The organism is Sorangium sp. So ce834 (genome assembly GCF_051521425.1).
In the GTDB taxonomy this organism is placed as follows: Bacteria; Myxococcota_A; Polyangia; order Polyangiales; family Polyangiaceae; genus Sorangium; species Sorangium cellulosum_D.
Map to the genome: position 1 here is coordinate 930,443 of NZ_CP150351.1, position 14,889 is coordinate 945,331.

At 70.6% G+C, this 14,889-nt stretch carries 10 protein-coding genes; all 10 read left to right on the forward strand.

The features are described 5' to 3' along the window. Nucleotides 1-64 precede the first annotated feature (64 nt). The 10 genes from WMF20_RS03505 (at nt 65) to WMF20_RS03550 (ending at nt 14,838) form a co-directional block, all read left to right on the forward strand. Entirely contained in the window at nt 65-3,013 is a 2,949-nt protein-coding gene (locus WMF20_RS03505; RefSeq protein ID WP_437610662.1) for an MXAN_6577-like cysteine-rich protein, read from the forward strand. 235 nt (nt 3,014-3,248) lie between these two features. Beyond that, a complete protein-coding gene (locus WMF20_RS03510) occupies nt 3,249-5,900 on the forward strand; it encodes an MXAN_6577-like cysteine-rich protein (protein WP_437610664.1) in 2,652 nt (883 codons plus the stop codon). A gap of 546 nt (nt 5,901-6,446) precedes the next feature. Next, nucleotides 6,447-7,553, forward strand: a complete 1,107-nt coding sequence (locus WMF20_RS03515; protein ID WP_437610666.1) for a hypothetical protein — start codon at nt 6,447-6,449, stop codon at nt 7,551-7,553. A 254-nt stretch (nt 7,554-7,807) separates the two neighbouring features. Continuing rightward, complete coding sequence (locus WMF20_RS03520) at nt 7,808-8,164, forward strand: NADH-quinone oxidoreductase subunit A (RefSeq protein ID WP_129573003.1); 357 nt, start codon at nt 7,808-7,810, stop codon at nt 8,162-8,164. Continuing rightward, nucleotides 8,152-8,736 carry an NADH-quinone oxidoreductase subunit B gene (locus WMF20_RS03525; protein ID WP_129573004.1) on the forward strand — a complete coding sequence of 195 codons (585 nt, stop codon included), beginning with the start codon at nt 8,152-8,154 and terminating at the stop codon, nt 8,734-8,736. Before WMF20_RS03520 ends, WMF20_RS03525 begins: the two co-directional genes overlap by 13 nt. Further along, nucleotides 8,733-9,407, forward strand: a complete 675-nt coding sequence (locus tag WMF20_RS03530; RefSeq protein WP_437610669.1) for an NADH-quinone oxidoreductase subunit C — start codon at nt 8,733-8,735, stop codon at nt 9,405-9,407. Before WMF20_RS03525 ends, WMF20_RS03530 begins: the two co-directional genes overlap by 4 nt. Before the next feature lie 3 nt (nt 9,408-9,410). Further along, on the forward strand, nt 9,411-10,625 hold the full coding sequence (locus WMF20_RS03535; protein ID WP_129573006.1) for an NADH-quinone oxidoreductase subunit D: 1,215 nt from the start codon (nt 9,411-9,413) through the stop codon (nt 10,623-10,625). A 69-nt stretch (nt 10,626-10,694) separates the two neighbouring features. Beyond that, nucleotides 10,695-12,389 carry a 2Fe-2S iron-sulfur cluster-binding protein gene (locus tag WMF20_RS03540; RefSeq protein WP_437610671.1) on the forward strand — a complete coding sequence of 565 codons (1,695 nt, stop codon included), beginning with the start codon at nt 10,695-10,697 and terminating at the stop codon, nt 12,387-12,389. Next, nucleotides 12,386-14,152 (forward strand): complex I subunit 1/NuoH family protein, encoded by a 1,767-nt coding sequence (locus WMF20_RS03545; RefSeq protein WP_437610673.1) that lies wholly within the window; start codon nt 12,386-12,388, stop codon nt 14,150-14,152. Before WMF20_RS03540 ends, WMF20_RS03545 begins: the two co-directional genes overlap by 4 nt. Nucleotides 14,153-14,163: 11 nt before the next feature. Beyond that, entirely contained in the window at nt 14,164-14,838 is a 675-nt protein-coding gene (locus WMF20_RS03550) for a NuoI/complex I 23 kDa subunit family protein (RefSeq protein ID WP_437610675.1), read from the forward strand. The last annotated feature ends 51 nt before the right edge of the window (nt 14,839-14,889 follow it).

The window sequence follows — 14,889 nt, forward strand, 5'->3', positions numbered from 1 at the left end:
GTATCCTCGACCGCGAAATCTCCGAGAGCCGCGAGGCGGCCGGCGTATCCGCCAAAGGAAGTTCATGAGTCAACCCGGATTGCGCTCCAGGTTCGAGCTGTCGTTCACAGCGCTCTGGCTGACGGCAGCTGCCCTCCTCGTCTGCTCTGCGTCCTGCGCGCGGGGAGACAGCTCGAGCATCGCGTGCGATGACGGCCTCGCGATGTGCGGCGGCGCGTGCGTCGACACGCAGGTCGATCCCGACCACTGCGGCGGCTGCGACGGCGGCTGCGCGAGCGGGCAGCGGTGCGAGGCGGGCGAGTGCGTCGGCGAGGACAAGGGGAACGGCGGGGGCAGCGGGGACGACGATGGCGCAGAGGCCCCAGGGGAGGCGGGCGGGACCGGCGGCGCGCTCTGCGCGCCTGGCCTCGAGCCGTGCAGCGGCGGCTGCGTCGATCTCGACATCAACCCGCATCACTGCGGGGGCTGCGGCCAGGAATGCCCGGCCGGGCAGCTGTGCGAGGGCGGCGCCTGCCGCTGCGACGTCGGCCTCGCGGAGTGCGGCGGCGGCTGCGCGGATCTGAAGAAAGATCCGCTGCATTGCGGGGGCTGCGACGTCCGGTGCGGGCTCAACGCGACGTGCGTGGACGGGGAGTGCGCCTGCAACGAGGGCCTCACGGACTGCGGCGGCAAGTGCGTCGATCTCGCGAGCCACCCCCAGCATTGCGGCGCGTGCGGCGCGGCGTGCGGCGGGGGGCTGGTCTGCCAGGCGGGCACGTGCGCCTGCATCGTCGGCGAGCACGAGGACATCGGCTCGACGATCCCGCAGATCGTGACGGGCACCACGCTCGGCGCAGACACCTATTTCGGGCTGGACTGCGTGGCCGCCGGCTCGACCGAGGTCGTCTACAAGTTCACGGCGGAGGAGGCCGGTACGTACAGGTTCGATACGGCCGGGTCGAGCTACGACACCGCCATCGCCGTGCTCGATCGCGCGGTCTGCGGCGAGCTCGCGTGCAACGACGATCGCGGGGGGCCCGAGGCGGCCGCCTCGGTGGTCCTCGACGGGGGGAGGGAGGTCCTCGTCGTCGTCTCGGGGTACAACGGCGCGCAAGGCGACTTCGTGCTCTACATCGACCGGGCGGCGCCGCCGGTCTGCCCGGTGGGCACCATCGCGCCGACCCTCCCGCAGTCGGTCCTCGGCGACACCTGGATACTCGGCGACGCCCTCGTGCCGAGCTGCGGCTCGCTCGACACCCCCGACGCGAGCTACACGTTCACCGCGCCGCACGCCGGCAGGTTCATCTTCGACACGGCCGGCTCCTCGTTCGACACCGTCCTCGAGCTGCGCAGCGGGACCTGCACCGGCTCGATGATCGCCTGCAACAACAACAACGCATCGGAAAAGACGTCGCGCGTCGTCGCGAACCTCACCGCGGGCGAGACGGTGGTCGCGATCGTCGACGGCGCCGACGGAGAGTACGGACCGTTCACGCTCAACGTCAGCGAGTACGTGCCGCCGCCGTGCCCGGAGCTCGTCCTCGACGCCACCACGTTCCCGCAGCGGGCGACGGGCACCACCGCGATCGCGGATCGCGAGAGCGCCCTGTCGGCGCCCTGCGGCAGCGGCGCCGGCCCCGAGGTCACCTATGCGTTCACCGCGCCGGCGGACGCGCTCTATACCTTCGACACCGTCGGCTCCGGCTTCGATACGGTCCTCCACATCCACGACGGCACGTGCCGCGGGCCGAGCCTCGGGTGCAACGACGACGTGGCCACCGGCGTCCTTCAGTCGCAGGTGAAGGTGCTGCTCGACGAGGGGCAGACGGTCGTCGTCGTCGTGGACGGCTACAGCAGCGCGGCCTCCGGCGCCTACACGCTCAACGTGAGCCAGGCCTTCGTACCCCCGTGCCCGCTGATCGATCTCGGGACGACGGTGCCTCAGACGGTGACCGGGACGACCGCGGAGGCGGTGGACATCCTGCGCCCGACCTGCGGCGGCGCCGGCGGCCGCGAGACGACCTACAGCTTCACCGCGCCCGCGGACGGGACGTACCTCATCGATACGTTCGGATCGAGCTTCAACACGACCCTCTCCGCGCTCAACGGCACCTGCGGCGGGCCCACGATCGCGTGCAACGCCGACGCGGCAGGGACCCAGCAGTCGCAGCTCACGCTGGATCTCGAGGAGGGGCAGACGATCATCCTGCTCATCGACGGCGAATCGGCGAGCGCGTCGGGCGATTTCACGCTCAATATCGAGCGGTTCGACGGCGGCGGCACCTGCTCGACGCCCATCGATCTCGGCTCCAGCTACCCGCAGGTCGTCACGGGGAGCACCGTGGAGCAACCCGGGTCGGTCACCCCGAGCTGCGGCTCCTCGACCGCTCCGGACATGATCTACAGCTTCACCGCGCCGGAGAACGGGACCTACATCTTCAATACGTTCGGCTCGAGCTTCGACACGGTCCTCCAGATCTTGAATGGGAGCTGCAGGGGCTCGTCGCTCGGGTGCAACGACGACTTTTCGGGCGGCCGGCAGTCGCGCGTCTCCGCCGAACTGGTCGCGGATCAGACCGTCTTCATCGTCGTCGACGGCCGCGGCACGAGCGCCGGCGACTACGTGCTCCAGGTGGACCGCTTCACCGGCCCGGGGACCTGCTCGACGGCGATCGACCTCGGCTCGGAGCTGCCGCTCACGAGGACCGGCACCACGTCGGGCCAGCCCAACTCGGCGACGCCCGGCTCCGGCTGCACGCCCAACTCGAGCGCTGCGGACATGGTGTTCACCTACACCGCGCCGGTCGACGGCGACTACGTCATCGACACGATCGGATCGTCGTACGATACCGTCCTTCACGTGCACAGCGACGGCTGCGGGGGCGAGACGCTCAAATGCAACGACGATTGGGCCGGCTCCTCGAGGTCGAGGGTGACGCTGACGCTCAACGCCGGTGAGGTCATCACCGTGGTCGTCGACGGATACGACACGTCGTCGGGCAGCTTCACGCTGAACATCACCCGCGCTCCGTGAGGACGCGCCGCGCTCGCCCTCTCGCCGGCCTGGCGGCGCCGCCTCCCGCCGCGCCGAGCCCGCCGCGGCGCCTCCGCGCGGCGCGGCGAGCACGGTCCAGGCCGCGGCTCGATCCGCGCGTGGCCAGGCGAACTTCTCCCTCCACGAGCGCCCCCGCCGGTTGCGGATACCTCGGGCGTGGGCGTATCGTGTTATCCGCTTCGCCCCCAACGGCCAGGTACCCCCAAGGATGCATATGAAACGATCCGGATTACGCCTCAGGCCCACCCTCTCGTCCGCTGCGTTGCTCCTGGTCGCGGGGGTTGTCCTCGCGTCGTCCTGCGCCGAGAGCTCCAACACGTCGAACCCGTGCGCGGACGGGCAGTCGCAGTGCGGCGGCGAATGCGTCGATACCCAGGCGAGCGCCGACCATTGCGGCGAATGCGGCAACGCCTGCGCGGCGGGGCGCCGCTGCGCGGCGGGCATCTGCGTCGAGGGCGAAGACCCCGGGGAGGGCGGGGGCGGCGGCCAGTTCGGCGAGGGCGGCACCGACGCTCCGGGCCAAGGGGGGGCCGACGGCGCGTGCAGCGAAGAGCAGACCGAGTGCGCCGGCCGCTGCGTGAACCTCGAGACCGACCCGCGGAACTGCGGCGATTGCAAGGCCGCGTGCGGGGAGGGGCAGGTCTGCGCGCACGGCGAGTGCGCCTGCCCCGCGGGGCTCACGGCGTGCGACGGCGCGTGCGTGGACGCGCTCACCGACAGGACCCACTGCGGCGGCTGCGGGACCCGCTGCCCGGCCAGCCAGCTGTGCGTCGAGGGCGTCTGCTCCTGCGCCGAAGGTCTCACGGACTGCGACGGCGCGTGCGCCAACCTGCAGACGAGCGAGCAGCACTGCGGCTCCTGCGAGGTCGCGTGCGAGCGCGGGGCCATCTGCCAGGGAGGCGCGTGCACCTGCGCCATCGGCACCTACGACGTGATCGAAGATACGTTCCCGCAGACGGTGACGGGGACCACCGTCGCGGGAGAGACGAACTACGGGCTCGCGTGCGTGGCGGCGGGCTCGTCGGAGCGGGTCTACCTCTTCACGCCCGCCGAGGCCGGGACCTACACGCTGGACACCCTGGGGTCCAGCTTCGATACGGCCCTTGGCGTGGTGGCGGCGACCACCTGCGCTCAGCTCGCGTGCAACGATGACAGCACCCCTTCCATCGCCCAGTCCAAGGTCCGCGCGGTCATCGGCGCGGGCGAGCCGGTCTTGATCGTCGTGACGGGCTTCGACGGCGCGGAGGGCGACTTCGCGCTTCACCTGTCGAAGGCAGGTCCGCCGATCTGCCCTTCAGGGGACGTCGGCGACGCGCTCCCGAAGACGTTCACCGGCGACACCGAGCTGCTCGGCGACGCCATCACGCCGACCTGCGGCCACCCGGGCGGCCCCGACGTGAGCTATACCTTCACGGCGCCGGCGGACGGGAAGTATGTATTCGACACGTTCGGCTCCGAATTCAACACCATCCTGGAGCTGCAGGACGGCGAGTGCGGCGGTGAGGTGCTCGCCTGCAACGACGACTCGCGAGGAGGATCGCAGTCGCGCGCCGTGGTCGAGCTCGAGGCCGGTCAGACGGTCGTGGCCGTCGTCGATGGCTTCGAGGCCGCGGGCGGGCGCTATACGCTGAACATCGCCGCGTGGGAGCCGCCCCCGTGCCCCATGATGGATCTCGGCTCGACCTACCCGCAGTCGGTCACGGGCAACACGTCGGGCCTCGACCACGTCCTCGAGTCGCCCTGCGCCTCGAGCAACAGCCCCGAGGCCACCTACAGCTTCACGGCGCCCGTCGACGGCCGTTATACCTTCGATACGCTGGGGTCGAGCCTCGACACGGTGGTGCACGTCCACGACGGCAGCTGCACGGGCCCCTCGCTGGGCTGCAACGACAACGCGTCGTCCTCGTCCCAGTCGGTGGTGTCCACGCCGCTCTCGGCGGGACAGACCGCGTACGTGGTCGTCGACGGCGCGTACGGCGCCTCCGGCGCCTACAAGCTCAACGTGAGCGGCATCCCGGCGCCCCCGTGCCCGGCGAACGAGCTGGAGCCGGTCGTCCCGCAGACCGTGAACGGGACGACCGCCGGCCTCGGCGACTTCGTGGCCGCGCCGTGCGGCGCGCCCGGCGGCGCGGAGGAGACCTACACGTTCGTCGCCCCGGAGGATGGCGTCTATGTCTTCGACACGTTCGGCTCGAGCTTCGACACGGTCATCCACGTGCACGACGGCGCGTGCGGCGGCCCGTCGCTCGGCTGCAACGACAACACGACTGGCCCCCAGTCGCGGGTCGCGGTGCCGCTCGTCGCGGGGCAGGAGACGGTCGTCGTGGTCGACGGCTCCGGGCCGTCCGCCTCGGGGGCGTTCAAGCTCAACATCGCCCTGTCCAACGGCGAGGGCACCTGCGCCAACCCGATCGACCTCGGCTCGACGGTCCCGCAGACGGTGAATGGCTCCACCTTGCTGCAGCCGAACTCGGCCGCGCCGGGCTGCACGGCGTCGAGCGGCAACGACCGGGTCTACCGCTTCACCGCGCCGGCGGCTGGGACCTACATCATCGACACGCTGACCTCGACCTTCGACACCATCCTTCACGTGCACGACGGCGGCAGCTGCACCGGCGCCGAGCTCGCGTGCAACGACAACGCGAGCGGGGTCGCCTCGCGGGTGCAGGTCACCCTCACCGCGGGCCAGGTGATCACGATCGTCGGCGACAGCCGGCCCTCCTCCTCCGGCAACCTCGTGCTGCACATCAGCGCCGTGCCCGCGCCCGATCCTGACCCGGATCCCGGTCCCGACGCGGGGACCGATCCCGATGCGGGGACCGAGCCCGATCCGGGATCCGATCCCGATGCGGGGACCGATCCCTAGACCAGGCCCGACGGGCCGCCTGCGTCGACCCGAAGAAGACACCGCCAAGGTGCCAAGAACGCCAGGAAGCAAGAGAGCGAAAAATTTTCTTCTTGGCGTCCTCGATACCTTGGCGGTTCAATTTTCCTCTCCGCTGAGAGCCGCTTCTGGCCCGCGTGGAGCAGAGCCGGGGTGGGGGAAAGGCTCGCGCGACGGCGACGCCGCTGGCGCCCTCGGCCGGCTCGCGCGAGGCGTGAGGCACAGGGCTGGGTCGGTTCGGCCGCTGCGCCTCGTCGGCGGTGGGACGAGCAGGCAGGGGCGGGGCTCGGAGCGCGGTGGGGGCAGGTGGACCGGCGTGGCGCGATGGATGGCGGACGGCGGATGGCGGACGGCGGATGGCGGACGGCGACGGCGGATGCCGGCGGCGCGCTCGACGCCGATGCGCGCGATCCCTAGGAGTTTTCTTGAGAGCCGCGCGCGACCGTGCGAGTCTCGCCCCCCTGGGACCTGCGTCCGTCATCCGGGACGCGCCCTTCGGATCCGGGTCGAACCATGCCAAAGGAACGCGTGTTCTCCCTCGATGCCGTACGGACCGACGGCTGGTTCGAGCGCATAGGCGACGGCATCGGCAGCTTCCAGGCGCTCTGCGAGATCGTGGGCGAGGCGTTCTTTGCCTTCTCGATGATTACGGGCGCCCGCATCACGGCGCTCACCGTCGACCGCCGCAACCCGGACAACACGCTGGTCGACTTCGTTATCGCGCCCCCGGGCGAGGAGGAGATCGACGGCGACGTCCAGCGGCTCACGCTCGCCGACTTCCGCCACCGCCTCGTCGGCGCCCTCCTCACGGAGGACACGACGCCGCAGGCCCCCGAGCGCGACACCGACCTCGAGGGCATCCAGCTCCACATCGGCGTCCGCTACCTGCTCCTCGCCCCCCTCTACGGCTACAGCCTCCGCAAGCTGTCCGTCGAGGGGAAGACCTCGCGCCTCCTCCTCCTGCGCGACGGCATCGAGGAGACGCACGAGCTGAACGAGTTCCGCGCCCGCATCCGCTCGCACGTGCGCGACGAGCTCGAGCGCGCCTCGGCCGGCGCGCGCTCCGCCATCGACCTCACCAAGGTCGCGGAGGCCGAGGTCGCGTCCCAGCGCGGCGACTACCCGAAGGTGATCCAGCTGCTCGGCACCTGGCCGGCGCCGCTCGCGATCTTCCTGCGCACGCCCGAGGGGCAGATGCTCACCCCGGACGCCCGCAGCCTGATCGCCAAGGGGCTGGGCCTGCTCGGCACCGCGTGCGTCAAGCTCGGCGAGGAGCACCAGGGCGAGGAGGTCATGCGCCTCGCGGTCCAGTACGCGCACGACGGGGCCGCGGCCGGCGACATCTTCCGCCGGCTGGGCGAGGCCATGCTCGACGACGGCCGGGCGGGCGAGGCCATCGGCCCCCTCCGGCGCGCCGCGAACCTCGGCGCCCCGCCGAAGCACATCTGGCCGCTGCTCGCGCGGGCGTTCGTGCAGCGCAAGAAGTACGTCGCCGCCCTCGCCTGCGTCCGCGAGGCGCGGAGCGCCGGCGTGCCGGACGCCGAGATGGTCGAGGAGATCCGGGAGATCGAGGCGAGCCTGGGGACGGCGCTGACCGCATGGAGAGGGCTGGTCCTCGTGGCGAACCGCTCCTAGGATTACGGCCCGCCGGTTGGGGGCAGGTTGACCGAGCGCCTCCATTGACACCCCCGCGGCGGCCGACTAGATCCGGCGCGGATTAAGCCGGGATCGCTCGGATTTTTGCTGTTTCAGGCAGCAATCGCCGCGTCGCTCTCACCTTTTGGACTGCATGGTTCGGGGCCGCGGGCCCTGAGGTCTCGCCCGAGGCGCCGCGCGCTGCGGCGAGGCGGTCGACCCTCCCGGGGCCGACCCGTAGGAGTGCTCTCTCGATGGCCACCTACATCCCCTTGTTCCTGCTGTTTCTCGTCGCCGCGGTCATCGCGCTCGCGATGTTCACGCTGACGTCGCTCCTCGGCCCGAGGAACCCGACGCCCGAGAAGATGATCCCGTACGAGTGCGGCAGCGACTCGACGGGCGGGCGATTCGTCAAGCCGAGCGTGAAGTTCTACCTGACGGCGATCCTCTTTGTCGTGTTCGACATCGAGGCGGTGCTCATCTACCCGTGGACGGTCCAGTTCCGCTCCCTGGGGTGGACGGGCCTCGCAACGATGAGCTCGTTCATCGCGATGCTCGTCGTCGTGCTCGTGTACGTGTGGAAGAAGGGAGCTCTGGAATGGGAGAAATGAAGGGTGGAGGGCCCTCGACGCGGGTGATGGAGGGCTCCGAGCACGGGTTCGCGACGACGCGCGTGGACGCGCTGCTCAACTGGGCGAAGAAGTACTCCCTGTTCCAGTACCCGTTCGTGACGGCCTGCTGCGGGATGGAGTACATGGCGATGGCGAGCCCGCGCTACGACATGGCGCGGTTCGGCGCCGAGGTGCCGCGCTTCTCGCCGCGCCAGGCCGACCTGCTCTGGGTGGTGGGGACCATCAGCCAGCGCCAGGCGCCCGCGCTCCGGCGCATCTACGAGCAGATGGCCGACCCGAAGTGGGTGCTCGCCTTCGGCACGTGCGCCTCCTGCGGCGGCTTCTACGACAACTACACGACCGTCGCCGGCATCGACAAGATCATCCCCTGCGACGTCTACGTGCCCGGCTGCCCGCCGCGCCCGGAGGCGGTGCTCGACGGCCTCATGCTCCTCCAGGACAAGATCGCGCGCGGCGACCGCACGCCGGCGATCGTCAAGCCGCGCGAGGACCCGGCCCAGACCGCGGAGCGCCTCGTCACCCTCCAGCGCAAGGAGAGGAGCCAGCAGTGAGCAAGAAGGTCCTCGAGATCCTGACCGCCCAGTTCCCGGGCGCCGTCCTGGAGACGCACTCGCAGTTCGGCGACGACACCGCGGTGGTCGACCCGGCGGTGTGGCGCGACGTCGCGCTGTTCCTCCGCAACGACCCGCGGACGCTGATGAACATGTTCATCGACCTCACGGCGGTCGACTACCTCTGGCGCGGCGACGTGCCCCGCTTCGAGGTGGTCTGCCACCTGCGCTCCTTCGAGCGGAACCACCGCATCCGGATCAAGGCGCGCGTGGGCGACGAGGAGGGCAACGGCGCCGAGATCGACTCGATCGTGCCGGTGTGGAAGGGCGCGAACTGGTTCGAGCGCGAGTGCTACGACCTGCTCGGCATCGTCTTCCGCGGGCACCCGGACCTCCGGCGCATCCTGATGTACCCGGAGTTCGAGGGGCACCCGCTGCGCAAGGACTACCCGGCCAACCGCATCCAGCCGCTCATCCCGTTCCGGGAGGTGCCGAACATCGGCAAGCTGCCGCCGTTCGGCCCCGACGAGGGCATGAGCTTCGGCCGCCAGACGCACGACTTCGCGCTGCAGAGCGCGGGCGCGTCGCTCGAGTCGACCGGCGGGGACGAGGCCTCGGACAACGGCAAACCGCAGGGCATCGGCGTGGGTGCGCTGCAGGAGCGGAGCTGAACGATGGAACCCCTGGATCGCGATCTGGACGAGGCCCACCTCGATCTCCCGAGCGAGCCGATGCTCCTCAACATGGGGCCGTCCCACCCGGCGATGCACGGCACGGTGCGGATCGTGCTCGAGCTCTCGGGTGAGACGATCAACAAGGCCGACGTGCAGATCGGCTACCTGCACCGCGGCTTCGAGAAGATGTGCGAGCGCGGCACGTGGACGCAGGTCTTCCCGTACGTCGACCGGCTCAACTACGTCTCGCCGATGCTCAACAACGTCGGCTTCGCGCTGGCGGTCGAGAAGATGCTCGGCGTCACGGTGCCCGAGCGCTGCCAGTACTACCGCGTGATCCTCGGCGAGATGGCGCGCATCTGCGATCACATGATCTGCAGCGGCGCCATGAGCATGGAGCTCGGCGCCTTCACGCCGTTCCTCTACCTGTGCCGCGCGCGCGAGATCTTCTGGGAGATCTTCGAGGAGGAGACGGGGGCCCGCCTGACGCACAGCTTCGGCCGCGTCGGCGGCATGGCGCGGCCGCCCACGCCCGACTTCAAGTCGATGGTGCGGGTGGGGCTCGCGCGCGTGCTCGCGCTCATCAACGACGCCGAGAAGCTCATCCTGAAGAACCGCATCTTCCTCGATCGCCTCGACGGCGTCGGCCCGATCTCGCAGGAGGACGCGCTCGCGCTCGGCTGGACGGGCGTCGTGCTCCGGGCGACCGGCGTGGCGTACGACGTGCGCCGCGCGAACCCGTACTTGGTCTACGACCGCTTCGAGTTCGACGTGCCGGTCGGCACGCGGGGCGACAACTACGACCGGTTCATGTGCCGCCAGGAGGAGATCCGCCAGTCGGCGCGGATCATCGAGCAGGCGCTCGAGCAGATGCCCGACGAGGGGCCGATCAACATCGACGATCCGCGCATCGTGCTGCCGCCGAAGGAGGAGGTCTACACGACCATCGAGGCGACCATCCAGCACTTCAAGATCGTCATGGAGGGCATCAAGGTGCCCGCCGGCGAGTGCTACTCGTACACCGAGGCCGGCAACGGCGAGCTCGGCTTCTACCTGGTGTCCGACGGCAGCGGCACGCCCTACCGCGTCCGCATCCGGCCGCCGTGCTTCGCCACGACGCAGGGGCTCTCGCAGCTCATCACCGGGCTGATGATCCCCGACGTGGTGCCGACCTTCGGCTCGCTCAACATGATCGGCGGGGAGTGCGACCACTAGCGACGGCGCTCCCGTCATCGACCTAAGGAAGCTGGGGCCCGCGCGGCCCCGCCGGGAACCGAGAGCACGATGCCTACGATCAAGATCGACGGAAGGGAGATCCCCTTCGAGAGCGGTGACACGATCATCCGGGCGGCACACCGCGCCGGGATCGACATCCCCCATTACTGCTGGCACCCGGGCCTCAGCGTCGCCGCCAACTGCCGGATGTGCCTCGTCGAGGTGCTGCCGCCGCCCGGGCGGCCGGCGATGAGCCTCGACATCCTCCGCTGGGACCCGGCCAAGCAGGACTACGTGCCGGCGGCGAAGCCGAAGCTCCAGCCGGCCTGCCAGATGGCCTGCGCGAACGGCATGGAGGTGCTGTCCGAGGGCAGCGATCACGTGGCGGAGGCGCGCTCGGCGGTGCAGGAGCTCCTGCTCCTGAACCACCCGGTCGACTGCCCGATCTGCGACCAGGCCGGCGAGTGCCGCCTCCAGGACTACTGGCTCGAGCACCAGCGCAAGGGCAAGCGCATGCACCAGGAGCCGGTGCACAAGCCGAAGGCGGTCACCTTCGGGCCGACCATCGTCTACGACGCCGAGCGCTGCATCGTCTGCACGCGGTGCATCCGCGTCTGCAACGAGCTCGCCCGCGATCCGGTGCTCTCGGTCCGCGAGCGCGGCAACCTCGGGGAGATCACGGTCTCGCCAGGGCGCGAGCTCGACCACAATTACACGCTGATGACCGAGCACGTCTGCCCGGTCGGCGCCCTCACGTCGCGCGACTTCCGGTTCAAGGCGCGGGTCTGGTTCCTCCGCAGCGCCCGGACCATCTGCCAGGGCTGCGCGACGGGCTGCAACGCCTACCTCGACTACGATCCGCGCAACAACACGCCGTACCGGCACCGCCCGCGCGAGAACATGGCGGTCAACACGTACTGGATGTGCGACGAAGGCATGCTGTCGTACCGGCACGCGGTCGAGGGGCGGCTGCTCACCGCGCTCGTCGGCAACGACGACGCGAGCGTCGAGGACGCCCTGGCCGCGGCCAAGGAGCAGCTCAGCGGCCACGCCGACGACCCGTCGCGGGTCGCGATCGTCCTGTCGGCCCAGCACTCGAACGAGGACAACTTCGCGCTCTACCACCTCGCCACGACGTACCTCGGCGCGACCGACTTCTTCGTGTCGGGCAGGCCGCTCGGCCAGGGCGACGACATCCTGATCAGCGAGGACAAGAACCCGAACACCCGCGGCGCCGTGCAGATCGCGGCGGCGACCCCGCCGCGCCCGGTCGCGGAGCTGCTCCAGGGGATCGCGTCGGGGCAGTACGCGTACGTCGTCGCCCTCGGGTCGGACCTCGAGGTCGACGCGGGCGAGGCGCAGCGGGCGCTCTCTCGGCTCAAGGGCGTGGTGACGATCGCCGCCCACGAGGGGCCGCTGGCGAAGGCGGCGCGCGTCGCGCTGCCGGCGTGCTCCTGGGCCGAGGCCGAGGGGACGTACGTGAACCGGAAGGGCCTCGCGCAGCGGAGCGAGCGGGCGCTGCTCCCGCACGGCGACGCGCGCCCGGCCTGGGAGCTCATCGGCCGGCTCGGGCGCGCGCTCGGGTACGAGACCGGGTGGAAGACCCTCGCCGAGCTGCGCCGCGCCATGCCGCCCGGCGCGGTCGCGGGGGCGGGCGCGGCCGCAGCGGTGCTCGGCGCGGCGCCCCCCGCGCACACCGCGGCGGCGACCGCCGTCGCCGACGGCGCGCGGGTTGAGCCCAAGAAGACGGAGGCCACGGCATGACTCTCGTCGAGGTCGTTCTCGCGATCGTGAAGATTCTCATCGTCGTCCTGTTCCTGCTGAACATGGCGGCGATCGCCACCTGGGCCGACCGGCGCCAGGGCGCGATGGTGCAGGACCGCGTCGGCCCGAACCGCGCGGTCGTCTACCTGCCGTCGATGCTCGTGCGCGGCATCGTGTTCTTCCCGCCGGCGCTGCTCGGGGCGCTCGCCGTGTTCACGGCGACGCGCGCGATGACCGGGCCGGCCGCCGTCGAGACGCTGGTGATCGGCGCGCAGTTCGCGGTGCTCGTGACCTGGCTCGGCCTGCTCGTGTTCTGCGCGTCGGCCCGCCGCGGCGGCCCGATCAACGGGGCCGAGGAGGCGCTCGCCCGCGTCGACCCGCGCAGCATCTTCTACGCCGGCGTCCTGGGCCACGTGCTGGCCTTCTTCGTCACGCAGGCGATCCCGGTCGCGGCGGCGCCCACGGCCGCGCGGGTCGTGTGCGGGCTGCTCGGCGCGCTGCTCGTCGTGACGGGCGCCTACACGGCGCTGCGCGTGCCCGAGGGCAAGATCCCGCTGCGCCTGCTCGGCACGCTCCACGCGGCCGCCGACGCGATCAAGATGATCTGGAAGGAGGACTTCATCCCGAAGAACGCCGACCGGCTCCTCCACTCGCTCGCGCCGCTGCTCGCGATGTTCCCGGCGCTGGTGACGTTCGCGGTCATCCCCTTCGGCGACAAGCTCTGCTTCGCGGACAACGGCGACGGGATCTTCGGCTTCGCGGACCTCCCGCTCCTCCAGCGCACGGTCGACCAGTCGTTCACGTGCTCCGGTCACGTCGTGAACCTCCAGGTCGCCGACCTCAACGTCGGCATCCTCTACATCTTCGCGATGGCGGGCACCGGCATCATCGGCGCCGCGCTCGCCGGCTGGGCGAGCGACAACAAGTTCTCGCTGCTCGGCGGGCTGCGCGCCGCGAGCCAGATGGTCAGCTACGAGGTCGCCATGGGCCTCAGCGTCGTCGGGCTCTTCATGATCTACGGCAGCGTCCGGCTCGGCGACATGGTGCAGTGGCAGGCCGAGCACGCGTGGGGCATCTTCGTCCAGCCGCTCGCCTTCTTCCTGTTCCTCGCGGCCCTCGCGGCCGAGACGAAGCGCATCCCGTTCGACCAGCCCGAGGGCGAGAGCGAGATCGTCGCCGGCTACTTCGTCGAGTACTCCGGGATGAAGTTCGGCATGTTCATGACGGGCGAGTACGTGGAGCTCATCACGTCGAGCGCGCTCCTCGTCACGCTCTTCTTCGGCGGCTACCACCTGCCGTTCCTGGACCGCGACGGCATCAACGTCGTCTTCGGCGACGTGACGCTGTTCCAGTACAAGATGACCCACCTCGCCGTGAGCCTGACGTACGTCATCGCCTTCTTCGGCAAGACGATCCTCATGTCGTGGGTCCAGGTCTTCTTCCGCTGGACGCTGCCGCGCTTCCGTTACGACCAGGTGATGCGGCTCGGGTGGACGAAGCTCCTGCCGCTCACGCTCGTCAACATGATGGTGACCGGCATCGTGATCCTGGCCGTCGACTCGGCGCCGGCGGGGCTCCGCGGCGGCCTCCAGGTCGCCGCCGACATCACCCACGCGGTCGTCGCCGTCGGCGGGTTCGCGGCGGTCGTGGCGATGATCGCCGGCCTCCTCGAGCCGGTCGAGCGCCAGCGAATCATCGTCTCCACCTCGGCCCGGTTCGCCGCCGCGGCGGGGGGCACCAAGGCGACGCCCCAGCAGGCGTAGAGGAGGATCCCATGGCGAAGGCTACCCCGAGCAACCCCTGGACGAAGCCGGCCGGCAGGCCCGTCGCCGGCAAGCCGATCCCGCGTCCCTCCCGGACCGCCGACGTGCAGGCCTACATCCCCGAGATGGTGAAGGGGCTGGGGCTCACGATGAAGCACTTCTTCAAGAACACGAAGGAGATGGTGCTCGGCCAGAAGCCGGACCCGGTGCTCAACGCGCTCGAGCCGGGGGTCACGACGATCAGCTACCCCGAGGAGAAGCGCCCCTACCCGGAGCGCTTCCGGGGCATCCACCGGCTCACCCTGCGCGAGGACGGCTCGCCCCGCTGCGTCGCGTGCCTCTGCTGCTCGACCGCGTGCCCGGCGCAGTGCATCGCGATCGATCCGGCCGAGTACCCCGAGGGGGATCGGCGGCACGGCTACGAGCGGTTCCCGAGCAGCTTCGTCATCGACGAGCTCCGCTGCGTCTTCTGCGGCTACTGCGTCGAGGCGTGCCCCGTCGACGCGATCCGCATGGACACGGGCCTCCACGCGGTGCCCTACGACTCGCGCGAGCAGTTCATCTACCGGCGCGATCTCCTCATGAGCCTCACCGATCGCTCGGGCTCGCGGCTGACGGCGAACAAGCGCCACGAGCCGGGCGACCCGACGCACCCCGGCCTCACGCGCGAAGCCGCGGATCACTGAGCCAGCCTCGCCGGAGCCCCCTCGCCCGGGCGCGGTTCTGCTAGAACGGCG